Below are 24,004 nucleotides of genomic sequence, written 5' to 3'. Positions count from 1 at the left end.
CCGGCGTCGGCGGCATCAGCGGCAAGACCTTGACCTTCTCCTCCTTCAACGGCGGCACGGCGGTCAATGTCACCTTCGGCGACGGCACCAACGGCAGCGTCAAGACGCTCGACCAGCTCAACACCAAGCTGCAGGCCAACAACCTGACTGCGACGATCGACGCCAACGGCCTGCTGACGGTGTCGACCACCAACGACTACGCGTCCTCGACGCTTGGTTCGGCGGCGGCGGGCGGTGCGATCGGCGGCACGCTGACCTCGTCGCTGACGTTCTCGACCGCTTCCAGCCCCGTCCAGGACTCGGTTGCGCAGACGTCCCGTGCCAACCTGGTGTCCCAGTACAACAACATCCTGCAGCAGATCGACTCGACTGCGCAGGACTCCTCGTTCAACGGTGTCAACCTCTTGAACGGTGATCAGCTCAAGCTGGTGTTCGACGAAACCGCCAAGTCGAGCCTCAGCATCACCGGCGTGACGTACAACTCCAAGGGTCTGGGCCTCGCTGCGCTGACCAGTGGCGTCGACTTCATCGACAACGCTGCGACCAACAAGGTGCTGACCAACCTGAACTCCGCGTCGAGCACGCTGCGTTCGGAAGCGTCGGCGCTCGGTTCGAACCTGACAATCGTGCAGGTTCGTCAGGACTTCAACAAGAACCTGATCAACGTGCTGCAGACGGGTTCGTCCAACCTGACCCTGGCCGATACCAACGTCGAAGCGGCGAACAGCCAGGCGCTGTCGACCCGCCAGTCGATCGCGGTCTCCGCGCTGTCGCTGGCCAACCAGTCGCAGCAGAGCGTGCTGCAGCTGCTCCGCTAACAAGCGGACGACATCGCAAGCAAAAAGACATCGTTAAGCAAGACATTGCGGCGGGGCTTCGGCTCCGCCGCTTTCTTTTTGCGTTTGTCCTGCGTCCGCAGCGTCGTGTCGTGCTCCGAAAAGTAACCAGCGGTTATGGTTAATGGAGCGTAAGCACGGAAAATCGCCAATAGATTCAGTCGGATTTCAGGCCGTGCCAACGCCTTCGGTCGGTTTATGGTGAACCGGCACTTACGCAGGCGAGGCTCGTTTCACCCTTTGTTAGCCATGTCGCGGCACGCTGTCCCCGTCACTCGATCCGAAGCGATCGAACGAAGACGCGTAAACCAGAAGGGTAAGAGTCATGTCCGGTATTGTTCTTTCTGCGTCGGTTCGCCAGAACCTGCTGTCTCTCCAGTCCACCGCCGATCTCCTCGCCACCACACAGAACCGTCTGTCGACCGGCAAGAGTGTCAACTCGGCTCTGGACAATCCCACCAACTTCTTCACCGCCCAGTCGCTCGACAATCGCGCCAGCGACATCAACAACCTGCTCGACGGCATTGCCAACGGCGTGCAGGTTCTGCAGGCCGCCAACACCGGCCTCACCTCATTGCAGAAGCTGATCGATTCCGCGAAGTCGATCGCCAATCAGGCGCTCCAGACCACGGTCGGTTATTCCACCAAGTCCAACGTCTCCACCACCATCGCGGGTGCGACTGCCGCCGACCTGCGTGGCACCACCAGTTTTGCCAGCGCGATCGCTTCCAGCAACGTGCTCTATGACGGCACTGCGGGCGGCACGCACGCGGCGACTTCGGCGATCACTCTGGGCGCGACCCAGGGCGTTAACACCGGTGCGACTGCAACGGCTGGTGACGGCACGACGGCTCTCTCCGCGGGCATCACCCTGATCGCGAGCGGTGCGGCGACGGCGACCGGCTTGGTCGGCAACGCTCAGCCGGCTGACGGCGACACGCTCACCGTCAACGGCAAGACCATCACCTTCCGTTTGGGGGCTGCTCCTGCCGCCGCTGCTGTTCCCAGCGGCTCGGGCTTCAGCGGCAACATCGTCACCGACGGCAGCGGCAACTCGACAGTCTATCTCGGCACCAGCGGTACCCCGGCTGCGACCGTGGGCGACCTCGCCACCGCGATCGATCTCGCCAGCGGCGTCAAGGTTGCGACCATCAGCGCCGGTGCGGCCACCATCAGCACGAGCGCTGGTGCGACGCCATCGGACGTCGGCACCACGACGGCCAGCAAGGTCACGCTGCGCAGCTCGACGGGTGCCGACCTCAGCGTCACCGGCAAGGCTGATCTGCTCAAGGCTCTCGGTCTCAGCACCGCCTCGGGCGGAGGCAATGCATCCTTGAGCGTGACCCGTACCACCAGCGCGGCCTCGCTCGGTCAGCTGATCCAGGACGGCTCGGCGCTGAACGTCGATGGTCACACCATCACCTTCAAGAACGCCCCGGTTCCGGGATCCGCCGGTGCACCGGCGATTCCGACCGGCTCCGGCAAGAGCGGCAACGTCATCACCGACGGCAACGGCAATTCGATCGTCTATCTGCAGGCCGGCACGGTCGCCGACGTGCTGAACGCGATCGATCTTGCCACCGGCGTGCAGACCGCAAGCATTGCCGCCAATGGCACTGCGACGTTGTCGACCGCAACCGGCCAGTCCGCGTCCTCGATCAACACCTCCGGTCAGCTGAGGATCGCGACGGGTATCAACGCCGACCTCTCGATCACCGGTTCGGGCAATGTGCTCAACGCGCTAGGTCTCGCCGGCAACACCGGTTCGGCCAACGCTTTCCAGGCGGCCCGCACGTCCGGCATCGGCGGCATCGCCGGCAAGACCCTGACTTTCGGCTCCTTCAACGGCGGCACGGCAGTCAAGGTCACCTTCGGTGACGGCACCAACGGTACGGTGAAGACGCTCGACCAGCTCAATACGCAGCTGCAGGCCAACAACCTGGCCGCGACGATCGACGCCAACGGTCAGCTCACCATCACCGCTTCCAACGACTACGCGTCGTCGACTCTCGGCTCGACCACTGCGGGCGGTGCGATCGGTGGTACGCTGACCTCGGCGCTGACCTTCTCGACGGCGTCCACGCCGATCCAGGATGCAGTGGCACAGACGGCCCGTGCGAACCTGGTGTCTCAGTACAACAACATCCTGAACCAGATCGACACCACCTCGCAGGACTCCTCGTTCAACGGTGTCAACCTGCTGAACGGCGATCAGCTCAAGCTGGTGTTCGACGAAACCGCCAAGTCCAGCCTCAACATCACCGGCGTGACCTACAATTCCAAGGGTCTCGGCCTCGCCTCCTTGACCGTCGGCGTCGACTTCATCGACAACGCCGCAGCCAACAAGGTGCTGACCAACCTGAACGCCGCGTCGAGCACGCTGCGCTCGGAAGCCTCCGCGCTCGGTTCGAACCTCTCGGTGGTGCAGGTTCGTCAGGACTTCAACAAGAACCTGATCAACGTGCTGCAGACCGGTTCGTCCAACCTGACCCTGGCCGACACCAACGTGGAGGCCGCCAACAGCCAGGCGCTGTCGACCCGCCAGTCGATCGCGGTTTCGGCGCTGTCGCTGGCCAACACCTCGCAGCAGAGCGTGCTTCAGCTGCTCCGCTAAATAACTGAAGTTACAAGAAGATTTAGAGCGGCGGGGCTTCGGCCCCGCCGCTTTCTTTTTGGCGTGAAGCCGTGTGATACCGGGGGAGGGGGCGCTAACCCCGCATTAACCGTATCCCTTAAACCGGCGTTAACCATACTTTAAAGGACAGGCTCTAAGACTGGACAAAAGCCCGCTTCCAGACCCGCGTGGCCGATTCGTATCCGGTTCAAGAGGAAGACCTGCCAATGTCCAACATCGTTCTCTCGGCGTCCGTTCGCCAGAACCTGTTGTCGCTGCAGTCGACGGCCGACTTGCTGGCCACGACGCAGGAGCGGCTGTCGACCGGCAAGAAGGTCAACACCGCGCTCGACAATCCCACCAACTTCTTCACGGCGCAGGGGCTGGATAACCGGGCGAGCGACATCAGCAACCTGCTCGATGGCATCAACAACGGTGTCCAGGTGCTCCAGGCCGCCAACACCGGCATCACCTCACTGCAGAAGCTGATCGACTCTGCGAAGTCAATCGCCAACCAGGCGCTGCAGACCACGGTCGGCTACTCAACCAAATCGAACGTCTCCACCACGATTCCCGGTGCGACGCCCGCCGATCTCCGCGGCACGACCTCCTATGCCAGCGCGACCGCCAACAGCAACGTGCTTTATACCGGCGCACCTGGCGGCGTGACGCCGGTAACGTCGGGCGCCTCGCTCGGTGCGTCGCTCGGATCGACCGCCGGCACACTGACCGGCGCGGTTACCAAGGCAGCCGACAACGCCACGAACCTCGCCGGCACCAACACGCTGATCGGGGCGACCGCCGCGACCACGTTCGGATCGTCGCCGGCAGACGGCGACTCGATCACCGTGAACGGTAAGACGGTCACGTTCCGCACCGGTGCTGCACCTTCGGCGCAGCCGACCGGCTGGGGCCTCGACCCGAGCGGCCATATCGCCACGGACGGCACTGGCAATTCGATCATCTACATGGGAACGACTGGCGCTCCCACGGCTACGGTCAATGACCTCCTCAGCGCGGTGGACCTTGCCAGCGGGGTCAAGACAGCGACGATCAGCGCAGGCGCCGCCACGATCGCGACGAGCGGCGCGACAGTCGGTACGGCCCAGACGCCGTCGTCCATTACCGCGGGCGCGGTTACGCTGAAGAGCTCGACCGGTTCCGATTTGAGCGTGACTGGCAAGGCCGACTTCCTGAAGGCGCTCGGACTGACCTCGGCGACCGGCGCAGGCAATGCCAGCGTGAGCGCCAACCGCCAGACGACTGCGGGTTCGCTCGGCAGTCTCGTCAAGGATGGCTCGACGCTGAACATCGACGGCCACACCATTACCTTCAAGAACGCCGAGACGCCGCAATCGGCCACGAGCGTGACCTCCGGCGGCGTCAGCGGCAACATCGTCACCGACGGCAACGGCAACTCGACCATCTATCTCCAGAGCGCGACGCTGACTGACCTGCTCAATTCGATCGACCTTGCTACCGGCGTGAAGACCGCCAGCATCTTCCTGGGTGCCGCGACGCTCTCGACCACCGCAGGCCAGATCCCGTCGTCGGTGAATACCAGCGGCCAGCTGGCGCTCTCGACCGGCATCAACGCCGACCTCTCGATCACCGGCACCGGCAATGCGCTCGCCGCATTCGGCCTCAGCGGCAACACCGGAACGGCGACCGCCTTCAGCGCGGCGCGCACCTCCGGCGTTGGCGGCGTCAGCGGCAAGACGCTCACCTTCAGCTCGTTCAACGGCGGCACGCCGGTGAACGTCACCTTCGGTGACGGCACCAACGGCACGGTCAAGACGCTCGACCAGCTCAACGTGCAGCTTCAGGCCAACCATCTGACGGCGACGATCGACGCCAATGGCGTGCTAACCGTCACCACCGTCAACGAATACGCCTCTTCGACACTCGGTTCGACGGCCGCGGGCGGCGCGGTCGGCGGTACGCTCACCGGTGTGCTCGCCTTCACCACCGCACAGCCCCCGATCCAGGATCCCGTCGCACAGACGGCGCGCTCCGGTCTGGTCAGCCAGTTCAACAACATCCTGGCGCAGATCGACACGACCTCGCAGGACTCCTCCTTCAACGGCGTCAACCTGCTGAACGGCGACACGCTGAAGCTGGTCTTCAACGAGACCGGCAGCTCGACGCTCGGCATCAATGGCGTGGTGTTCAACGCAGCGGGGCTCGGCCTCAGCAATCTCGTCCCCGGCACGGACTTCATCGACAACGGCGCAACCAACAAGGTGCTGACGAGCCTGAACGCGGCCTCGAGCACGCTGCGCTCGGAAGGTTCCGCGCTCGGCTCAAACCTCTCGATCGTGCAGGTGCGCCAGGACTTCTCGAAGAACCTGATCAACGTGCTGCAGACCGGCTCATCCAACCTGACGCTCGCCGACACCAACGAGGAAGCGGCGAACAGCCAGGCGCTGTCGACCCGCCAGTCGATCGCGGTGTCCGCGCTGTCGCTGGCCAACCAGTCGCAACAGAGCGTGCTGCAGCTGCTCCGCTAATCTCGGAGCGCAAGATACTGAATCGGAATATCGCGGCGGGGCTCATGCTCCGCCGTTTTTATTGAGATCGGTAAGGCAGGATTAGCCGAGATTGATGCGCATCATGGAAGCGTGTTTACAGCATGCATCCGCGCATCTAGCTTCACGACGAAGGACTCCGGGCCCGTATTTATCCGGAGCCCTTCCAAGCACTCACGTAAGCAAATCTTAAGCGGTGCTGCCTAGGGTCGGGAAAGAAATCCTTAAGCGCGTTCAACGGGCTAGGTAACCTCCAGGGTGTGATTGATGTCGAATTCCGCTGCCTCGGCCTACGCGCGTGTTGCAACGACCACCGCATCTCCTCGCGACATCGAAGCGCAGACCCTGCTCAAGGCCGCGAACAAGCTTCAGGATGCGATCAACAGCGCCGAGCCGTTCAGCGAGCAGACCACGCAGGCCCTGATGTTCAATCGCAAGCTCTGGACGATTTTCCTGAGCGAGGCCATGCGCGAGAACAATCCGCAGCCGATCGACGTCCGGCAGAAGATCGCCAACATCAGCGTGTTCGTGCTGAGCCAGACCGCCGCACTGCAGATGAGCCCGCAGTTCGATCATTTCCGTCCGCTGATCGAGATCAACCGCAATATCGCCGCTGGTCTGTCCGGCCGTCCGTGATCGAGCACGGCTCGTTCCTTCGGCAACACCAAATTATGCTGACGAATACCGGCAAGACGCAGATCAAGAACGTCGCCACCGGTCCCGGGACCGGTGCGAGCGATCTCGATGTTGCCGTTGCGACGCTCGACGCCTGATTGTTAGGCGCTGCGGTCCGTGCTGGCTGGACGCGAGGGCTCGGATTTCAAATCCTGCGCATGGAAATAGGCCCGCCGGCGCAGCATTGCTTCGTCGGGGAACTGGTTGACCACCGCGTCGGTCCTGTCGTTGACGACCTGGAAGACGAACGACGCCGCCGCCTGGTCGAACACGACCTGGCGTGAGACGTTCTCGTTGCTTCGCAAATCATTGCGTGCAGGCGCGCTCGCCTCGCCAGCGGCCACTGTCTGGCTCACCGGCAGATCGGTTTGCACGGCCTCGTTCGCCGCCGTATTCGACGTCGTTACGATCTGCACGGCAACCGGTATCCCCACCGGCCTGATGCTGAAATCTGTACTCATGGCAGCCTCCTGGTTGCCTCACGTGAGTCAAATCCCAACCCCTCTCAATACGCAACCATGGAACACCGGGATTGAACATCCGGTAAGGAAACGTGCCTAACCGCTCGACGATGTTGCCGCGCGGTTTTTCGTAAAATTGTCGCTTGTTGTTGCGCGCGCTCAGAGCGAGCGGCTGACCGCGAGCGGCGTGATGTGGCGCGGGCCCGGCGTGGCGCGTCGTCCCGCGGCCGTGTAGGTGTTCGGCACGTTGCGCTTCTGGATCTCGGTGTTGACGCCGCGCACGACGCTCTCCGAGACGGCGTGAGCGGTTGCGAGCACGGTGAGGTTGACCTGGAGCATCGCGCGGAATGCATCGTGGTGCCGATGCAGCGTCGAGAGCAGCTCGGGCGCGGATTTGGCGAGCTGGGCCTGGTTCGCCTTCAACTGGGTGACGGCGCCGACATAGTTACGCGACAGCTCCTGCTTCTTGCTCTCGAGGGTCATCGCCTCGCGGACTTGGCCGGCGCGCACGAGCTCGGTCTCGCGCTCGATCAGACCGAGCAGGGCACTCATCGCATCCATCAACTGCTCGGCGATCTTGCGCGCCTCGGCGCTGCCGGGTGCGGTGTTCGGGCGCTGCGCTTGCACGGGCTGACGCGAGGCGTTGAAATGGTTCATCTCGTTTGACCTTATGCCGTGCGGATCGTTTTTGCCTGCTGCATGATCAGGGTGCGATAGACGTCGGTTGCGATGCCGACGCCGCCGGCGTTGGCGAAGTTCTTGGAATATTGCTCGGTCAGCATCGAGCGCCACACGCCGGTGCCAGGCGTGTCGCCGAACGGGCCTTCGCCCTTCAGGCCCGAGGTCATCTGCGAGAACATGCTGTTGAGGAACATCGCCTCGAAGTCGGTGGCGATCTTCTGCGCCTTGGCCTGCTGCTTCGGCGAGACCTTTTGCAGTGCCGCGGCGAGATCGAAGTCCGGCCGGCCATTGCGGCTCTCTACCGAAAAGGCGGAGCTGGCGACGCGTGCGGTGTTGACCATGCCGGTCTGCATCACATCACCTCGATGTCGGCTTCGATCGCACCGGCGGCCTTGATCGCCTGCAGGATGCTGATGAGATCGCGCGGGCCGATGCCGAGACCGTTAAGGCCGTCGACGAGCTGCTGAAGCGAGACGCCGTCCTTGACGACGGCGAACTTCTTGCCGTCCTCGGTGACGCTGACGCTGCTGCGTGGTGCGACCACGGTCCGCCCCCGCGACAGCGGGTTGGGCTGGCTGACCTGCGGGCTCTCGGAGATCGTGACGGTGAGGTTGCCCTGTGCGACCGCAACGGTGGCGACGCGGACGTCGCGACCCATCACGATGATGCCGCTGCGTTCGTCGATGATGATCTTGGCGGCGAGATCCGGATCGACCTGGAGCTGCTCGATCTCGGTGAGAAAGGCGACGACGTTACCCTTGAACTCCGGCGGGATCGCAAGCTGCACGGTCGATGGGTCGATCGGCTCGGCGGTCTTGACGCCGAGATAGTCGTTGATCGCGGCGGCGATGCGCTTGGCCGTGGTGAAGTCGGCATTGCGTAGCGCAAGCCGGACGTTCGGCAGGCGATTGAGCGCAAATTCGATCTCGCGCTCGATGATGGCACCGTTGACAATGCGTCCGACGGTCGGCACGCCACGCACGATTTTCGCCGCCTCGCCTTCGGCCTGGAAGCCTGAGATCGCGAGCGAGCCCTGTGCGACCGAATAGACGTTGCCGTCGGCGCCGAGGAGCGGGGTGACGAGCAGGGTGCCGCCCTGGAGATTCTTGGCGTCGCCGAGCGCGGAGACGGTGACGTCCATGCGCGTGCCCTGGGTGGCGAAGGCCGGCAGATTGCCTGTCACCATCACGGCGGCGACGTTGCCGGTGCGGATGGTGGCGCCGCGGATGTTGACGCCCATGCGCTCGAGCATCGCTTGCAGCGACTGCTTGGTGAAGGGGATGTTGTTCAGGGTGTCGCCGGTGCCGTTGAGACCGACGACGAGCCCGTAGCCGATGAGCTGGTTCTGCCGCACGCCTTCGATGTTGGCGAGATCCTTGATGCGCGATGTCGCGCTCGCAGAATTGACCGAGAGCGCCAGCGCTGACAGCGCGGCGCAGGCCACCCCCACAAGTCTCACCCAACGAACGCTTGGCATCCTCTGCTCCCCGAGGCTCCTCAAATCAAAGGACCATCACGACACTCCCATGACGAGCTGGTCCGACGCTGTCCTTGCGAGCACTGTGCCAACTCGGGGCAGCGGGGGTAGGTCGCTGAATAGGTTGAATAAATCTGTTTCGAGGACCTCAGCCTGCGTTGTCCCTGAGGAGCGAAACTGCCGCCTGTCGGCAGATTTTGCCGGGCTGTTTACGGGCCGTTAACCATAAAACGGCGAATGTGGCGCATCGATCACCCGGATTGCTTCCGATGCGCATCTACGGACCGAACGGCACCACGCTTGGAACGCCGGCCAGCCAGGCCAGGCGGACGAGCTCAGGCACCTTCGTGCTACCCGACACCTCGTCGGCGCCGGAGACGCGAGGCGCCGCCGCACCGAAGGCGGCCGCCAACATCGACGGGCTGCTCGCGCTGCAAGGCATCGAGGAGGATCCCGTCGAGCGTCGCAAGCGCTCGGTCGTGCGCGGAAAGACCGCGCTCGACGTGCTCGACGACCTCAAGATGGGGCTCCTCTCCGGCAAGCTCGACGCCTCGACCGTGATGCGGCTGCGTGACGCTGCGGCGAACCTGAAATCGTCCTCCGGCGATTCCGGCCTGGATTCGGTGCTGTCCGAGATCGAGCTGCGCGTCGAGGTCGAGCTCGCCAAGGCCGGGCAGGCGTAGCGGCTTACGCCGCTTCATCCTTCAACTGCGCGTCATAGCGGCGCTGGGCGGCGAGCACGTCTTTCAGATTCTGTTCGGCCCAATCGCGCAGCGGATCGACGGCGGCGGCGAGCGTCACGCCGAGCTGCGTGATCGAATATTCCACGGTCACCGGCACGGTTGCGATGGCGTGACGCTTGATCAATCCGTCGCGCTCGAGCGACTTGAGAACCTGGCTCAGCATCTTCTGCGAAATGCCTTCGATCGTGCGGCGCAATTGATTGAAGCGCATCGGATCCTCGCGCAGCAGCAGCAGGATCAGCACCGCCCATTTGTCACCGACGCGGTCGAGGATCTGTCGCGTGGGGCAGTTCGCTGCATAGACGTCTGGCTTCATCGTCGGGTCCTCACGATCCATTCCGCTGATTTGCCGGCCGCCGCCGGTTACTCCCGTGTAATCAGGTAAGCACAAAGTGCTCTCTTAACACCAGCGCTCTTTGCGATATTTAGTCACCGTTGGTTACTACAGAAGCAAAGGAGCCTTCCATGAAAATCGCAGTTGCCGGCGCCTCGGGCCGGGCCGGGTCGGAGATCACCAAGGAACTGTCCCGCCGCGGCCACGCGGTTACGGCCATCGCCCGCAACCCGGAGAAGATCGCGGTCCTGCCGAACGTCACGCCGACCAAGGGGGATGTGCTCGACCAGCCAGCCCTTGCCAAGCTGTGGGCCGGGCACGACGTGGCCATGAGTTCCGTGCACTTCCTGGCCAGCGACGCGCTCAAGCTGATCGGCGCGGCCAAGGACTCCAAGGTCGGCCGTTACCTCGTCGTCGGCGGGGCCGGCAGTCTGGAGGTAGCTCCGGGCGTCAAGCTGGTGACAACTCCCGGTTTTCCGGCTCAGTACAAGACTGAGGCGGAGGCGGGTTCAGCCTTTCTCGACCTGCTGCGGCAGGAAAAGGAGCTGAACTGGACCTTCATCTCGCCGTCGGCCCTGTTCATCGAGGGAGAGCGCACCGGCAAATTCCGGCTTGGGACGGATCAGCTTCTCGCAGATGCGAACGGGAAGAGCTGGATCACCTTCGCGGATTACGCCATCGCGCTAGCCGACGAGATCGAGCGGCCGGCCCATGAGAGGCAGCGTTTCACAGTCGGCTACTAGGCCGTCGGCTGCTCCCGGGCCCTCTAGGATAAACCTTCCTGTGCAAGGGCTTGGGGGCGCCGGTCGGGCGATCAGGGAAACATTGTCTGTCACAGGAGGTCGCTATATAACGCCCCGCTCAGCGGACCCCGTTCCGTGTACGAGTCGTTGCTTAGACAGATAGGCCACCCTTGGAAAAGTTGAAAAACTACCGACCGACCGAAAAAGAGCCTTTCATGAACGACAGGCAGAAGGAGTACTTCCGCTTGAAGCTCCTCGCCTGGAAGGATGAGATCCTCAAAGAGTCCAAGCTCACCCTGCAAGCCCTGCAGGAGGAGAACGTGAACCACCCCGATCTCGCCGATCGGGCATCGTCCGAAACCGACCGCGCCATCGAACTCCGTGCCCGCGACCGCCAGCGCAAGTTGATCGCCAAGATCGACGCCGCGCTCCAGCGTATCGAGGACAACACCTACGGCTATTGCGAGGACACCGGCGAGCCGATCTCGTTGAAGCGGCTCGAGGCCCGTCCCATCGCGACGCTTTCGGTGGAGGCGCAGGAGCGCCACGAGAAACGCGAAAAGGTCTATCGCGACGAATAGAGTCCGAGCCGCAGCGATGCGGCTCTTTGTTTTTTGTATGCCGCCACCGAAAGAACGAGTCGGAGGCGCAATAAGAACGAGTCGGTTGGTGCCATGGCACATCTACAACCGACAGTCGGCGTGCGGGCAGAAAACGTTCTCACTCGCGCTCGCTTCGGCGCGCGCAAAAGAACGTTTTGCTAAGAATGAATTACGTCGCGCGCGCGAGCAGGGAAATCGATGGGACCGTCAACAGCTGCGGGACGTCGATCTTCAGTACCAGTTGCCCTGGAATTCGACCCCTCTCAGTTCCTTAATCAACGGGACCAATCCTTCGGTTGGCACCCGTCCATCTGTCAGATGGTCCAATAGCTCCTGAACTTGAAGAACACGCGGCATGCCCGCTTCGTCGTAGAGCGGCTCGTCGATCAGCCACGCGAATTCGACGAATGGCGATAAGACCCGCCACTCGATCGATTTGGCCCAAGAAACATCGAAGTTTGTGCCCTTGGGCTCTTTCGCGATCCTGTCTGCAAGCGACCTCGCCTGGTCGACCTTCTCAAGGATGAACTTCTTTCTCTTGTCGAAGACGCTCGGTTTGCCACCACTCCAGAGGCCTATGGTCTTCTGGGCTTCTTCGCTCAAAGATATGAACTCGACGGCTTTGCGCACCTCTTCGATAGCAAATGCCTTTTCGTGTCCGAGTTGCTTTGCGAACCAAACCGCTTCGCTTGCGAATTCGTCCAGGTCGAAGCTGACCATCGTGTAACCGCGGAACATCAGGTTCGAGAAGTTACTCATCGTCCTGTTGTGACGTTGCGCCCAAGTAGAGTTGTGCATTGTGATGCCGACGTAGGTTCCAAAGAACGCCGCAGCCCAAATTACGAACAGCACCGCGTCGAAATTGATGCCGTATTTCAACCTGAACGGCTCGCCCATAAATGCATTTTCCTTACGGAACTGCGCCAGGGAAAACGTGCCGATCTCGAAGTTGGTGGCGCCGTATCCGCGCCCGATGCGACCCACGATGCTGTTCCAAGCGGGATACTCCTCCGTCTTCGGATTCGGTTTCAACTGAGCGAACTTGATCGTGTCGCCACGTTCCGCTTCGGTCTCGCCGGCATTTTCTTCATCGAGCCACGTGCCGAGCCGTGTACGAAAGCCAAAGCTTTCGGCGTTCCTCTTGTCGTGAAGCTCGAACGAGAGAGCGTTGACGCTGCTGTCCTTGTACCGGTGCGAACCTAGGGCAGCATCCCATTTGATCATCGATCCCTTGCCGATGCATCGCATCGCGGCCGACGCGCAGTATTCGTAGCAAAGCCCCTCGACGGCGAAGACGTCGATCAAGTCGGACCGCCGGAAGTCCGTCATCACAATCATGGTCTGTTTCGCGCAAAGCCTGGTAGGCCTTCTTCGCCTTCAATTTCCCTCCATACACCTCGGCCATGGATTCATACGAGGCGCCGTCGAGCAGGGTCTCCAACCGCGTGCGGCGGATGGGACCAAGGTCGTCGGTGTTGTTCAGCGCTCCGTATTTAGCGTATGCGAGCTCCGCGATGCGGCGCACCAACATCACGGTGACGTCGTCGTTGTTGAACCGTGCGCCTCGGCGAGCATGGGACGTAGACGCCGATGGAGGTGAAACCAGAAACCGGGAGAGAGTGACTTCGAACGAGCGCTGCGATCTCTGCCTCGACCTTATCCAGATACGCACGGAAGATGAACCACGCCGGATCGCCTGCACCTTCGCCCAGTGCGATGAGTTGAGGTACCAACTCGCGCTGCCGCAGTTCGCGAGGAACGTCGACGAGTCGCCGACGAATTTCCGCATGATGTTTGAACATCAAATACGGAAAGGTCTGCGAGTAGTAGAACTGCGTTACGATGGCCGAACGTTCACAAGAGCTGACGACGATGGTCGCTGCCGCTTCCGAGGAAGCCTCGACGAACGTTCAGTCCGTCGCCTCCGCAATCGAGGAACTGTCCTCGTCCGTCAATGAGATCAGCCGTCAGGTGCAGGAATCGGCGCGGATGGCCGGCGAGGCGGTCGGCCAGGCACGCACGACGAACGGCCGTGTCGGCGAGTTGTCCAAGGGGGCGGCCCGAATTGGCGACGTGGTCGAGCTCATCAATACCATCGCCGCGCAGACCAACCTTTTGGCGCTCAATGCCACCATCGAAGCGGCGCGCGCCGGGGACGCTGGCCGTAGATTCGCGGTGGTGGCTTCCGAAGTAAACGCTCTCGCCGAGCAGACCTCCAAGGCCACCGGAGAAATCGGTCAGCAGATATCCGGCATTCAGGCCGCGACCCATGAATCGGTGAACGCGATCAAGGAAATCTCAGGCACGATCGAGCGCCTTTCCGAAATATCCTCCACCATCGTAGCCGCAGTCGAAGAGCAGGGCGCAGCGACCCAGGAAATCTCCCGCAACGTGCAGCAGGCGGCGCAAGGTACCCATCAGGTCTCATCCAACATTGTTGACGTCCAGCGTGGCGCGAGCGAGACCGGATCGGCTTCCGCGCAAGTGTTGTCGGCCGCACAGTCGTTATCGACGGACAGCAATCGCCTCAAGCTCGAGGTCGGTAAGTTCCTGGATGGCGTGCGGGCGGGCTGACCTTCGACGTTTGGGCCGCTCGCTCACCGGGGCAGGCGCGGGTCAAGGCTGCGTGAATTCGCCCAGGTTCACCAGGCTGGTTGCTCAGGTGGATGTGTCTGTATGCCATTAACTCCGAACACACTATGCACCTTTACGCGACCTTCGTCTCTCCCGCTTAAGTTCTGGAGAGGGTAGGAACCAACCTCGATGGGCTTATTCGGGCGAATTCGTGCGGCTTTCGCGTTGGGAGATATAACCGATCCGCTCGGTCGTTCGCTGGTCGTGGAGCAATTCCGGATTCTGCGAAAGCAGGTTCCGGTGCTGTACGCCGTGCTGCTGGTCGACAGTATCAGTGTAGCGCTAGTCCTCCCAGTGGCTGTCTTCGGAAGACCTGAGCACCCTGTGAAGGAACGCGCGGAGAAGTGCCGCGCGGAGCCCCGCAAGCAACTACTTTCCGCTGAGCGACAGGCTCATGCGAGTGACGATGTTGTCCCAGGCGTGCTCTTCCTCCGCGGGATAGTCGATCAACACGCAATGGATCAGCCGCCCCGAGAAGTTGCAGCGGTTGTACCAAACCTTGTCGCCCCTGTAGCTGGAGACCGCAAAGAACCGTGGTGTCACTCGCTTGTACTGGATGCGTGAAGGCGGATGCTTTTTCGCGAGAAAGGCCGCGGGTGAATCGTTCTCGACGTTAGGCGCGGCCTGGATCGTGATGTCGGCACGTCCGTCGGCGGTTCGGAACCGTTGCCCGTAGCCGTCGGGTCGGCCAGCTTCTTCCGTGAAGATCGAAGATGGGAAATCCATCGAGGTGCCGGTCTGGGGAATCGTGTACTTGGTCCATCGCACCGGCTGCGCCGAGACCGTCGCTGTCGAGACGACAAGTGCCAATGCGAGAGTGCTCACCGATTTCATCGCACTTTCCTCCGACTATCACGGAGCAAAAAGCCGGAACGTCAATTACGTTCCAGACGCCTGTTGCTATGGATGGGAAGCGCGCGAGCTAGTCGTCTTCCTCGAGGGGACCATTGGGATCGAACCTGGTCAGCTCGGTCTCGACCGCCGCGAGAAGCCGGCAATAGCTCCTCCGGTTCTTTGGCCGCGTGGTGTCAGGCAGCGCGCAGCGGGGACGTTGGACGAGGGAGCCGGCCGACCTCCTCGGCCTGGCACCTTCGACATCTGAACTGGATTTCGCGTTGCGCGGAGGCGGATTTTTGGATGTTCGCCGCCATAGGCCATGCGCCGCATTGGGGACATTTCTCCAGCAGGGTCTCAGATTCTATCATCGCACCGCTCCTAACCGCGCCCACAGCTCGCCAACGCTTGGAGACAACCCGCGTTCCGGACGAGTCCTAGACGGGCGAACGGAACGAAACAGCGCGACCGCGTTGAATCGGGATGTGTGCCGTGGCGTTGCGTCAGTCTCGTTCGGGAGTATCGCGTGTCCACGGCGCCATCAAAGTTGCTATCCCTGGTTACATCGAGCCATGTGATCCCACGCTGCGCGAGCAGCCGCCGCGCGGCGAAGACTGGGTCTACGAGATCAAGGCCGACGGCTACCGCGCGCAGCTGCATCTCAAAGATGACGACGCCAGGGTCTATTCGCGTACGGGCCTGGACTGGACTGAACAGTTCTCCTCGATCGCAGCCGGCGCCCACCTGCTCAAGGCAAACAGCTTGGTCATCGACGGCGAGGCCGTGGTGTACGGCAGTGGCGGCCTGCCGGATTTCCAGCAGCTCAGGCGAGAGCTCGGCCCGAAGCAAAGCGAGCGCGTGCGCTATCACGCCTTCGATCTGTTGTACCTTGACGGGTACGACCTGCGCGGCGTCGTGTACGAGGAACGCAAGCGCCTGCTGCAGCGGCTTCTGAAGGACGCACCGGAGACATTCATCTATGTCGAAGCGCTTGCGGGCGAGGGCAACGTAATCTTCGAAAAAGGGTGCGAGCTGGGGCTGGAAGGCCTGATCGGCAAGCGGCTCGGCGAGCCCTATCGCTCGGGGCGGCAGGAGAGCTGGATCAAGCTCAAGTGCAAGAAGAGCGAGACCTTTCCGATTGTCGCGTTCGTGGAGAAGCTAGGGGCGCGCCCCCGAAAAGTGGCGTCTCTCTACGTCGGCCGGCGCGAGAGCGGCAAACTGCTCTACGCCGGCAAGGTGCGTACCGGCTACACCGAGGCGACTGCGCGCGAATTACGCGAGCGGCTGGATCCGTTGATTCGGAAGACTTCGCCGCTCGATGTCGCCGTCAAAAAGCCCAAGGCGACTTGGGTCGAGCCTACCCTCGAAATCGAGGTCCAGTATGGCGCGCTGACGGATGATGGTCTGCTTCGCGAAGCCGTGTTCAAGGGTTTTCGAGACGATCTTGCGCTGCGCAAGGTCAAGGCGCCGCGGCTGGTGCCGTCCGCAGCCGGCCGGCCGAAGCTGGGTGTCCCCCGAGAGAACATCCTGCAGCTTCTGCCCGACGCCGTTGTGCCGTCGAAAGAAGAACTCGCCGACTACTGGCGCAGGGTGTGGAAGAAAGCCCTCCCGCACCTCGGCCATCGTCCGCTCAAGCTGGTGCGTCACGTGCACGGCACGACCTTCTATCACAAGGGGCCGCTGCCGAAGGACATTCCGGCCGCCGTGCACCAGCTCCGGATTCAGAAGCGCGAGGGTGGCGAGGGAACGCGCCTGTGGGTCGACAGCCTGGATGGCTTCCTTGGCCTCGTCGAGATCGGGGCCATCGAGCTGCACCCGTGGAATGCGACCGTCGAGGACTTCGAGCATGCCGACCGCATCGTGATCGATCTCGATCCCGGCGAGGGCGTCGACTGGGATGCCGTCGTAGAGACCGCGCTCGATCTGCGCATGCTGATGAAGCGCGAGGGTTTCGAGACCTGGCCCAAGCTCACCGGCGGCAAAGGAATTCATCTCATGGCGCCACTGGATCAGCCGATGCTGCACGATAAGGCGCATCGGGTCGCGCATCAGCTGGTCTCCGCCCTCGCAGCGCGCTATCCAGACCGCTACCTCCTGTCTGCGCAGGCAAAGCGTCGCGATCGCATCTTCCTCGATTATCTGAGGAATGGTCGCGGCACGACCGCGATCGGCACCTATTCCCCGCGAGCCCGAGAGGGATTTCCCATCGCTGCGCCCGTGACCTGGAAGCGCATCGAGAGCGGGATCGCGCCGAACGCCTTCACCATGGACAGTCCATTCCGCGCCAGGTCGACGAGGTGAGCCACATGTCGGATGCATTTGATCGATGGGTGGAATGGTGCTCAAAGCCGCCGGGCGACAGGCGCGGCATTCCTGCCGAACTCTACGCCGCGGTGATGTCCCTGCCGGAACCCGATTGCTCCGACCGGCAGAGGGTGAACGAGGTGGTGCGCAGCCATGACGAGGCTCGCCGCGAGGGCAGAACCGCATGGCTTTACCTCGACGATTATCAGGACGGCAGGGTGCGGATGATAGGCGAGCCCGGATGGGCGAAGGTGTTCGCGTCTGCCGACGCGGCCGACAGGTGGTTGAAGGAAGGCGACCCCGAAGGCGTAGCCTGGGAATACGAGGTGGAAGGCGGACCAGCCGAAGGATCGGTTTGGCTCTACTCGCCCGATCCGGCGTCCCGCGCGATCGGGGACCCCGATTGGATCAAGCTTTTTGCCTCCAAAGAGAGCGCGATAACATGGATTGAGGCCAACGAGCCTAATCGCAACATTTGGGAGTACCCTGTTCAGGAGTGACGCGGATGAGTCGTTCGTTGACAGCTCGGTCTGGTTTGCCGCCGCCGTCAAGCGGGACGCTCAGAATGGGCGAGCCAAATCGATCCTCCGGAGCATCGACCAGCGCCTTACCACCGACCTGGTGCTGGCCGAGACGTGGCAACTGCTCAACGCCAACTTCGGAAAGGACGTTGCGGAAAGCTTCTGGGAGTGCCTGCGCGACAGCGGAGTTCGGGTCGAACCCGTCCTCCGCGCGGATTTGGATGCGGCTTCGGAGATCGAGGCAAGGTTTGCGGACGAGAGCTTTTCCTTGATCGACCGAACGAGTTTTGCGCTGATGGAGCGCCTGGGGATCACTCGAGCAGCGACATTCAACCCGGACTTCGCCGCGTACTGACCTGGCCGCGGGCGCAAGCGACCATTCCAGATACTGAGCGAGGGCCACAGCCGATGCTTCGTGACGCTCAGACAAGCGGTTGACGTGAGCCATGACGGGAAGCGCCAGACGGTCTGCCCCTACATCCTGGGCCACGCCGCCGGGGAGGAGCGCGCATTCGCTCTTCTCGTGGATGCCGGTTCGGGCATCAAGTGTCCTCTCCAAACCAGCTGGATCTGCTACGGCTTTCTTTGGTTGACGGCGTCCGCTTCGCCGATGTGCCCTGGATAGAGCAAGACTACCCCGGACCGGTACGACGATGCGTCGATCAGGTGCACTGGACGCGAGCCTGGTAGCTCGTCGCATGAGCCTCCGCTAGGAGGTGTACTGATAGAGGTCGACTTACCATGCAAAGCGGAAGCTCCGACCTCGGGCGTTATGGGCGGCTTGTGACCCTGGCTGTGTGAAAAGCCACGAGTCGGCTACTATTCCTCCGCTTCCTGATTGGAGGATACGGATGGGACGCTTCGTTGAAGGCGCGGACAGATCCCAGCTGACGCTCTTACCGGACTGCCTGGAGGATTGGGTAAGCGAGGACAACGCGGTCCATGTGATCGATGCGTTCGTCGAGGCGCTCGACCTGCATGGACTGGGGTTTGAGCGTGTGATCGCCAAGGAGACGGGTCGGCCCTCCTATCATCCGGCAGTTCTTCTGAGGCTTTACATCTACGGTTATCTCAATCGGGTGCAATCCAGTCGCCGCCTGGAACGTGAGGCTTGCCGCAATATCGAGGTGATGTGGCTGATCGGGCGCCTGGCTCCCGATCACAAGACAATCGCGGACTTTCGGAAGGACAATGGCGTGGCGATCCGGAAGGTTTGCGCGAAGTTCGTTGCCCTATGCCGGCAAATGGGCCTGTTGCAGACCCCAAGCGTCGCCATCGACGGCAGCAAGTTCAAGGCGGTGAACAACCGAGACCGCAACTTCACGCATGCCAAGATGGCGAGGCGGATGGCGCAGATCGAGGAAAGCGTCGGTCGATATCTGCGTCAACTCGATAGTGCCGATCGCCAGGAGCCATCGGAAGCGATCAGCATCAAGACGACGAGGATCAAGGAAAAGATCACTCGGCTGAAGCAGGAGATGAGCCGCCTGGAAGTGCTTGATGCGCAGATGCGCAACGCACCGGATCAACAGATATCGCTCACCGATCCGGATGCCCGTTCTATGGCCACCAGTGGACGCGGATCGGGCGTCGTCGGCTACAATGTCCAGGTCGCGGTGGACACCGAACACCATCTGATCGTTACGCATGAGGTCGTAAACGTCGGCAACGACCGTGGGCAGCTTGCTCGGATGTCGAAGCAAGCCAAAGAAGTGCTCGAAGCGGACAAACTCGAGGCAGTCGCCGACCGTGGCTACTTCGATGGAGAAGAGATATTAGCCTGCGAACAGGCTGGCGTTACAGTCACCTTGCCCAAGCCCATGACGCCGAACGCCAAGGCGGAGGGCCGGTTCGGCAAACAGGACTTCACCTACCTGCCCGATGAGGACGTCTACCGCTGCCCATCCGGCCAGCTGCTGCCCCATCACTACACCAACATCGAGCACGGAATGACGTTGCGCCGTTACTGGTCGACAGCAGCGTGCCAGGGCTGCGCGATCAAGAGCCAATGCACGCCGTCAAAGGAGCGCCGCATAACGCGCTGGGAGCATGAGTATGTGATCGAGGAGGTTCAGAGACGGCTGGATTCCAATCCCGACGCCATGCGGACGCGGCGCGAGACGGTCGAGCATCCCTTCGGCACGATCAAAGCCCGTATGGGTGCGACACACTTCCTGATGAAGCGCCTACGGAATGTAGCCGCTGAGATGGCCTTGCACGTCCTGGCCTATAACCTCACTCGGGTGATGAACATCGTCGGCAAACCGAGCCTGATTGCAGCTATCCGAGCGACCTGAAGGCGGGAAGTGCGTCCAAAAGCGACGCCGCGCGTCCCAATAACCACCTCAGCCGGTTACATAGACGATCCGACGCGAAAACATCGGCGGCCTGCAACGATTGTCGACCACGGCCGCCTTTGAGCTGTGTTTCCACACAACCAAGACCCATAGCGGACCACCAGTGCTTGCGCGGGCCGAGTAGCAGACAGAATCGAGGCCCGGCGTGAAACCACACCGAGCCCCGTGCCCGCAACGGCTTGGGCCGCAAGCCGCCTCTGGGCTCGATGCATTTACCACGCTTCGCCGTCTTTGTCTTGAGCCTTATCAGGCTGCCAGTTCGACCAGATCGCGTCGATGGTCCGGTTTAGCATTTCGATCGCGCAGGGCTTATGCAACACGGGTCTGTCCTTGAATTGCTCCGGCACGCCAGACCGCTCAGAAAAAAGAACGGGCGTCCCCGGGCCGCAATCGCCTCGGCAACTGGTTGAACATTGAAGCCCTGCAAATTGATGTCGAGAATGGCAAAATCGTATTGCTCGGTTTCAGCGAACGATTGCGCCTGATCCAGATGCCCCGCTTCGACGACAACCTTATGTCCAAGCTCCTCGATCATCTCGACGAGCATCATGCGAATTATCGCTTCATCTTCGACCAGGAGTATCGATGCTGGACGGTCCACGGTGGGCTCTCAGTTGCCGGACACCGGCATTGAGCCGACATTCAAAAGCTGCGAGACGGCTGTTACGATTTGCGCGGGCGCAAAGGGCTTTCGAAGAAGAATGCTGTTCGGAACGCCTTGGATGGCCCACTCGTCGGCCGCAGCGCCTGTCATGTACACCACCGGGAAATTTGGATCGACTTCGCGGGCGGCGCGAGCGACGTCCCAACCATTAAACTGACCTAGCAAATTGATATCTGTGACGAGGGCGCTGTAGTTGGTCTGACGCCCCTTCAGCAGAGTAACCGCTTCCTCACCCGTTCGCGCAGTAGCTGGCTCGAAGCCGCCCTCGTTCAGCACGTCCGCGACCAGACCTTGAACTGCTTCATCGTCCTCGACGACAAGTACAGTCGGTAATTGCACGAACTCCCCCTTCCATACTCGCTCTGCCGAACGTGACAAAGTGGACAGAAGGAAAAAGTTCCGCAAGGGAACAGAAGATTACGTTGGCCCGGTCGGGGGCGCCCGTCTCTTGTTCCCTTTGGCTTTCTGCCGCAGGAAGCTTACCGAGATCTCCTCGCCGTTGACGCGGTCGAGCTGGCAGCGACGATAGGCAAGAGCCGTGGAGGAAAGCAGCAAGAAGAACTCCGTCAGAGCCAAGCCTTCGATTGAATATCAACTTGAAGTGTCGCGTTGGCTTCTGACACATCCTTGATGGTGCATGACCGCCGCCAAGTGCCGTCGATCGCCATCATATGCGCGGGGAGCGCATGCTCGAAGGTGACGCGTCGTCCCTCCTGTTCCGTTTCTTTTGTCATTGCCGGTGCTCAGAGTCGTCTTTGTACCTCCTAAAATGAAATCGACTAAGAGCTCGTAACCGAATTGGGAAAAAGCAGCAAAGACGCGCCCCCGGACCGGAGCATCTCCACAAAGTCTTAGTTGCTTTCAGCCCACTTCCGGACTGTTTCGCTGACGATTCCCTAAGACTGCTCGCGGAATAGGTAAGCCCGCCGCGCGGGAAATTTATCGCGGGAACAAGTTGCAATTTGGGGCGTTAGGGGCGTTGTTTGGGGGAATCATCGTGCCGACCGCTGAGTACTATTTGAAGCAAGCCGAAATTGCGTCCCGGATGGCATTGTCAGAACCCGACTCTGAAAAAGCGAGAGCCATGCATATCCTCGCCTTGGACTATTTCGACAAGGCTTACCGTGCGCAGGTCCGAGAAGCGCCGCCACCGCATCCGACCAGCTCATGCAACATCATCCAGTTGAGACGGCCATAGTTGACGGTTCAGATGTCACCGCTTGGACCGTCCGCAAAGTAGCGGAGCGTTTCGTTGAGATCCGTTTGGTATGGCAAGGCGGACTAAATTTGCTCACGCTGAGTTCTTCGCATTTTGATCCGGAGCGGACTCCAGGGCATCGCGCTGCCCTGAGGGAGCGGCGTGCGTTAACCGCGCTGAAGCAGCGACACCCGGCGGCAGTGAGGCTGACGTATTAATCCGCTAATTTACCTCTGGTAGTCTTTTACTTTTGCTACTCGCGCTCTTTTGCTCTGACGCCGTCCTGATAGTGCTTTTTTTGTGCTGCGGAGGACATTTATGCGAGGCTCTCGCGCAATCCTTTACGTCGAACAACTTAGCGAACTCACCTCTCAGCTCTCAGAATTGGAAGATCTTCGAGGTCTGGTCGAAGAAGCAGAGCGTCGCGCCCGCCGTGGATCCCCATTGCGCTTCATACGCCCTACTTCGCGCCGCCTTCGAAGTCGCAAACCGGGCGCCATGTCTGTCCGTCTCCGCCGCCAGGGGCCTCAAGCGAGATAGCAGCTATTCAACATGCGGCGCGCCGGATGAGCGGCATCGCCGGCCGCCTCGCAGCTTTGACACGGGCGATGTCGAAAGGCACGGCGAGCGGAGTACATTGAGCACTCCCCTTCCTTCCCCTGAGGGGAGTCGACTGCACCCGTCCTCGCGCGGTGAGGCTTGAGCTGCGCATTTGGCATTCCCGCTTGACCGCTAAGCCGAAGAGCGGTCCAGCCGCCGTAATGTCCGCTGTCTAAACCGGACGCCGCCCCTACCTTTGGCTTTACGGTGACTGAGAGTTCTGCACGCTCCCGTCCTCAATAATTGCGGTGAGCTATGTGTGAGAAGTGTGGCGAGATCGACCGGCGCATTGCGCGCTACAATTTCATAGCATCACGTATCAACGACCAAATCGCCCTCGATGGCATAGCTGAATTGATAGAAGCTGCTCTTGCCAAGAAGGCGGCCATCCATTGTGAGCCCGAGCCGCAGTAAGGTCGTCGGGAGCACGATATCTTTTCGGCAACGGTGTTTTCTTAGTCCGCATTGGCCCGATGGCGTTTAGGTTCGAAGCGGCCCGCTTCGTCCAAGGCATCAACGATCCTGCGGGATCTTTGAACTGCACGTTCGCTGTCCGCTAGAACCCGATAGCTCCGTTCCATGGCTTCTAAATGATAGCGGGTAAACGGGTCTGTGGAGGTCGCAAGAACCTTCCGGTATTGCTCGGCCAGCTCAAGGTATTCTTCCGGGGACATCACGACCTCCGGTATTCCTAGCGCACAGGAAGGTCTGAGGTTCCAAACCTGATCTATTGAATGACCAACGAGTCCGGTTGTGGGCCCGTAGCTGACCTGCCGCCTGTAGCCGATGAAGGACCGCTTGTAACCCCTTAGCAGACCCGAGGTGCGCATTTGGTCGAGGGCTGCTTCTGTGAAGGGTTTCGGATGCCGGCCGCATGATTGACGGCGCGGCATATTCGGGCGGCCGGCGTCCGAAAGCCTCCAAGGGAGATGCTATGGGGCGGGCGGCGACGGTGGAGGAATATGGCATCATCGGCGCTGATGTGAACCGATGGAGCACCCCATGCAGAAGTTGAACGACCTGAGCCGGTCCCTCAGCCCCCTCGAACCGGACGGCACGTTGATTGCGGTGATCGAGATCAGCCTGTCGAGCTGGCTCGTTGCAGGCATCGTACCTGGCGTCGAGCGCCAGCCGTTAAAGAAGCTCGACGTCGACGAGAACGCCTTGCTGAAGCTCCTCAATCGCTGGCGAGAAGAGG

At 61.5% G+C, this 24,004-nt stretch carries 21 protein-coding genes and 3 pseudogenes; 13 read left to right on the top strand and 11 right to left on the bottom strand.

Annotated features, from left to right (window positions below):
• The 4 genes from ACIPUD_RS34650 to flaF form a co-directional block, all read left to right on the top strand.
• A partial coding sequence (locus tag ACIPUD_RS34650) for a flagellin (protein WP_446482439.1) occupies positions 1-818 on the top strand: 818 nt, incomplete at its 5' end.
• Positions 819-1,161: 343 nt separating this feature from the next.
• Positions 1,162-3,450 carry a DUF1522 domain-containing protein gene (locus ACIPUD_RS34645; protein ID WP_085358973.1) on the top strand — a complete coding sequence of 763 codons (2,289 nt, stop codon included), beginning with the start codon at positions 1,162-1,164 and terminating at the stop codon, positions 3,448-3,450.
• 227 nt (positions 3,451-3,677) lie between these two features.
• Positions 3,678-5,960 carry a DUF1522 domain-containing protein gene (locus tag ACIPUD_RS34640; protein WP_377791299.1) on the top strand — a complete coding sequence of 761 codons (2,283 nt, stop codon included), beginning with the start codon at positions 3,678-3,680 and terminating at the stop codon, positions 5,958-5,960.
• A gap of 285 nt (positions 5,961-6,245) precedes the next feature.
• Positions 6,246-6,614, top strand: a complete 369-nt coding sequence (flaF, locus tag ACIPUD_RS34635; protein ID WP_007612319.1) for a flagellar biosynthesis regulator FlaF — start codon at positions 6,246-6,248, stop codon at positions 6,612-6,614.
• 140 nt (positions 6,615-6,754) lie between these two features.
• Here the strand turns inward: flaF and ACIPUD_RS34630 are convergent, their stop codons facing one another.
• From ACIPUD_RS34630 to ACIPUD_RS34615, 4 genes are all read right to left on the bottom strand, one after another.
• Positions 6,755-7,114, bottom strand: coding sequence for a hypothetical protein (locus ACIPUD_RS34630; RefSeq protein WP_085396024.1), 360 nt, complete (start codon positions 7,112-7,114; stop codon positions 6,755-6,757).
• Between the two features lie 159 nt (positions 7,115-7,273).
• Positions 7,274-7,771, bottom strand: coding sequence for a hypothetical protein (locus ACIPUD_RS34625; protein ID WP_377791298.1), 498 nt, complete (start codon positions 7,769-7,771; stop codon positions 7,274-7,276).
• An 11-nt stretch (positions 7,772-7,782) separates the two neighbouring features.
• Entirely contained in the window at positions 7,783-8,148 is a 366-nt protein-coding gene (gene flgJ / locus ACIPUD_RS34620; RefSeq protein ID WP_063995718.1) for a flagellar assembly peptidoglycan hydrolase FlgJ, read from the bottom strand.
• Positions 8,148-9,272 carry a flagellar basal body P-ring protein FlgI gene (locus ACIPUD_RS34615; protein ID WP_026233176.1) on the bottom strand — a complete coding sequence of 375 codons (1,125 nt, stop codon included), beginning with the start codon at positions 9,270-9,272 and terminating at the stop codon, positions 8,148-8,150. Before ACIPUD_RS34615 ends, flgJ begins: the two co-directional genes overlap by 1 nt.
• A gap of 269 nt (positions 9,273-9,541) precedes the next feature.
• On the opposite strand from ACIPUD_RS34615, the gene ACIPUD_RS34610 reads away from it, so the two are divergent.
• Positions 9,542-9,955 carry a flagellar assembly protein FliX gene (locus tag ACIPUD_RS34610; RefSeq protein ID WP_085349418.1) on the top strand — a complete coding sequence of 138 codons (414 nt, stop codon included), beginning with the start codon at positions 9,542-9,544 and terminating at the stop codon, positions 9,953-9,955.
• A gap of 4 nt (positions 9,956-9,959) precedes the next feature.
• On the opposite strand, the gene ACIPUD_RS34605 is transcribed toward ACIPUD_RS34610, so the two are convergent.
• Positions 9,960-10,331, bottom strand: coding sequence for a winged helix-turn-helix transcriptional regulator (locus ACIPUD_RS34605; RefSeq protein WP_026233175.1), 372 nt, complete (start codon positions 10,329-10,331; stop codon positions 9,960-9,962).
• A 149-nt stretch (positions 10,332-10,480) separates the two neighbouring features.
• On the opposite strand from ACIPUD_RS34605, the gene ACIPUD_RS34600 reads away from it, so the two are divergent.
• Positions 10,481-11,092 carry an NAD(P)-dependent oxidoreductase gene (locus tag ACIPUD_RS34600; protein ID WP_446482438.1) on the top strand — a complete coding sequence of 204 codons (612 nt, stop codon included), beginning with the start codon at positions 10,481-10,483 and terminating at the stop codon, positions 11,090-11,092.
• 215 nt (positions 11,093-11,307) lie between these two features.
• Positions 11,308-11,673, top strand: a complete 366-nt coding sequence (dksA, locus tag ACIPUD_RS34595; protein WP_008554760.1) for an RNA polymerase-binding protein DksA — start codon at positions 11,308-11,310, stop codon at positions 11,671-11,673.
• Positions 11,674-11,925: 252 nt separating this feature from the next.
• On the opposite strand, the gene ACIPUD_RS34590 is transcribed toward dksA, so the two are convergent.
• The gene (locus ACIPUD_RS34590; protein WP_446482437.1) at positions 11,926-13,032 is read right to left on the bottom strand and encodes a hypothetical protein; all 1,107 of its coding nucleotides are present in this window, start codon (positions 13,030-13,032) and stop codon (positions 11,926-11,928) included.
• 507 nt (positions 13,033-13,539) lie between these two features.
• On the opposite strand from ACIPUD_RS34590, the pseudogene ACIPUD_RS34585 reads away from it, so the two are divergent.
• Positions 13,540-14,268: pseudogene (locus ACIPUD_RS34585) on the top strand (methyl-accepting chemotaxis protein); the annotation flags it as partial.
• A gap of 429 nt (positions 14,269-14,697) precedes the next feature.
• On the opposite strand, the gene ACIPUD_RS34580 reads toward ACIPUD_RS34585, so the two are convergent.
• Positions 14,698-15,162: a hypothetical protein gene (locus tag ACIPUD_RS34580; protein ID WP_446482436.1), complete on the bottom strand. Its 465-nt coding sequence runs from the start codon at positions 15,160-15,162 to the stop codon at positions 14,698-14,700.
• 483 nt (positions 15,163-15,645) lie between these two features.
• On the opposite strand from ACIPUD_RS34580, the gene ligD reads away from it, so the two are divergent.
• The 4 genes from ligD to ACIPUD_RS34560 all read left to right on the top strand — a co-directional run bounded on the left by ligD (position 15,646) and on the right by ACIPUD_RS34560 (position 20,284).
• Positions 15,646-17,463 carry a DNA ligase D gene (ligD, locus tag ACIPUD_RS34575; protein WP_446482435.1) on the top strand — a complete coding sequence of 606 codons (1,818 nt, stop codon included), beginning with the start codon at positions 15,646-15,648 and terminating at the stop codon, positions 17,461-17,463.
• A 5-nt stretch (positions 17,464-17,468) separates the two neighbouring features.
• Positions 17,469-17,966, top strand: a complete 498-nt coding sequence (locus ACIPUD_RS34570) for a hypothetical protein (protein WP_446482434.1) — start codon at positions 17,469-17,471, stop codon at positions 17,964-17,966.
• Positions 17,914-18,342 (top strand): type II toxin-antitoxin system VapC family toxin, encoded by a 429-nt coding sequence (locus ACIPUD_RS34565; protein ID WP_446482433.1) that lies wholly within the window; start codon positions 17,914-17,916, stop codon positions 18,340-18,342. Before ACIPUD_RS34570 ends, ACIPUD_RS34565 begins: the two co-directional genes overlap by 53 nt.
• A 496-nt stretch (positions 18,343-18,838) precedes the next feature.
• The gene (locus ACIPUD_RS34560; RefSeq protein ID WP_446482432.1) at positions 18,839-20,284 is read left to right on the top strand and encodes an IS1182 family transposase; all 1,446 of its coding nucleotides are present in this window, start codon (positions 18,839-18,841) and stop codon (positions 20,282-20,284) included.
• 346 nt (positions 20,285-20,630) lie between these two features.
• On the opposite strand, the gene ACIPUD_RS34555 is transcribed toward ACIPUD_RS34560, so the two are convergent.
• The 4 genes and pseudogenes from ACIPUD_RS34555 to ACIPUD_RS34540 form a co-directional block, all read right to left on the bottom strand.
• A complete protein-coding gene (locus ACIPUD_RS34555; RefSeq protein WP_446482431.1) occupies positions 20,631-20,894 on the bottom strand; it encodes a hypothetical protein in 264 nt (87 codons plus the stop codon).
• Between the two features lie 60 nt (positions 20,895-20,954).
• The gene (locus ACIPUD_RS34550) at positions 20,955-21,347 is read right to left on the bottom strand and encodes a response regulator (protein ID WP_446482430.1); all 393 of its coding nucleotides are present in this window, start codon (positions 21,345-21,347) and stop codon (positions 20,955-20,957) included.
• A gap of 78 nt (positions 21,348-21,425) precedes the next feature.
• A pseudogene (locus ACIPUD_RS34545) lies at positions 21,426-21,742 on the bottom strand (PilZ domain-containing protein).
• A 1,519-nt stretch (positions 21,743-23,261) separates the two neighbouring features.
• A complete protein-coding gene (locus ACIPUD_RS34540) occupies positions 23,262-23,480 on the bottom strand; it encodes a hypothetical protein (protein WP_446482429.1) in 219 nt (72 codons plus the stop codon).
• Between the two features lie 328 nt (positions 23,481-23,808).
• Here ACIPUD_RS34540 and ACIPUD_RS34535 point away from each other — a divergent pair.
• A pseudogene (locus ACIPUD_RS34535) lies at positions 23,809-24,004 on the top strand (IS110 family transposase); the annotation flags it as partial.

The sequence above is a fragment of the Bradyrhizobium sp. CAR08 genome, from assembly GCF_052871955.1.
This window is presented reverse-complemented; position numbering and strand designations above follow the sequence as displayed.

Bases quoted from the DNA above. Each gene is read 5' to 3' on its own strand.
- ACIPUD_RS34645 (WP_085358973.1), top strand. From the start codon at position 1,162: ATGTCCGGTATTGTTCTTTCTGCGTCGGTTCGCCAGAACCTGCTGTCT.
- ACIPUD_RS34640 (WP_377791299.1), top strand. From the start codon at position 3,678: ATGTCCAACATCGTTCTCTCGGCGTCCGTTCGCCAGAACCTGTTGTCG.
- flaF (WP_007612319.1), top strand. From the start codon at position 6,246: ATGTCGAATTCCGCTGCCTCGGCCTACGCGCGTGTTGCAACGACCACC.
- ACIPUD_RS34630 (WP_085396024.1), bottom strand. From the start codon at position 7,114: ATGAGTACAGATTTCAGCATCAGGCCGGTGGGGATACCGGTTGCCGTG.
- ACIPUD_RS34625 (WP_377791298.1), bottom strand. From the start codon at position 7,771: ATGAACCATTTCAACGCCTCGCGTCAGCCCGTGCAAGCGCAGCGCCCG.
- flgJ (WP_063995718.1), bottom strand. From the start codon at position 8,148: ATGCAGACCGGCATGGTCAACACCGCACGCGTCGCCAGCTCCGCCTTT.
- ACIPUD_RS34615 (WP_026233176.1), bottom strand. From the start codon at position 9,272: ATGCCAAGCGTTCGTTGGGTGAGACTTGTGGGGGTGGCCTGCGCCGCG.
- ACIPUD_RS34610 (WP_085349418.1), top strand. From the start codon at position 9,542: ATGCGCATCTACGGACCGAACGGCACCACGCTTGGAACGCCGGCCAGC.
- ACIPUD_RS34605 (WP_026233175.1), bottom strand. From the start codon at position 10,331: ATGAAGCCAGACGTCTATGCAGCGAACTGCCCCACGCGACAGATCCTC.
- ACIPUD_RS34600 (WP_446482438.1), top strand. From the start codon at position 10,481: ATGAAAATCGCAGTTGCCGGCGCCTCGGGCCGGGCCGGGTCGGAGATC.
- dksA (WP_008554760.1), top strand. From the start codon at position 11,308: ATGAACGACAGGCAGAAGGAGTACTTCCGCTTGAAGCTCCTCGCCTGG.
- ACIPUD_RS34590 (WP_446482437.1), bottom strand. From the start codon at position 13,032: ATGATTGTGATGACGGACTTCCGGCGGTCCGACTTGATCGACGTCTTC.
- ACIPUD_RS34580 (WP_446482436.1), bottom strand. From the start codon at position 15,162: ATGAAATCGGTGAGCACTCTCGCATTGGCACTTGTCGTCTCGACAGCG.
- ligD (WP_446482435.1), top strand. From the start codon at position 15,646: ATGTGTGCCGTGGCGTTGCGTCAGTCTCGTTCGGGAGTATCGCGTGTC.
- ACIPUD_RS34570 (WP_446482434.1), top strand. From the start codon at position 17,469: ATGTCGGATGCATTTGATCGATGGGTGGAATGGTGCTCAAAGCCGCCG.
- ACIPUD_RS34560 (WP_446482432.1), top strand. From the start codon at position 18,839: ATGGGACGCTTCGTTGAAGGCGCGGACAGATCCCAGCTGACGCTCTTA.
- ACIPUD_RS34555 (WP_446482431.1), bottom strand. From the start codon at position 20,894: ATGATGCTCGTCGAGATGATCGAGGAGCTTGGACATAAGGTTGTCGTC.
- ACIPUD_RS34540 (WP_446482429.1), bottom strand. From the start codon at position 23,480: ATGTCCCCGGAAGAATACCTTGAGCTGGCCGAGCAATACCGGAAGGTT.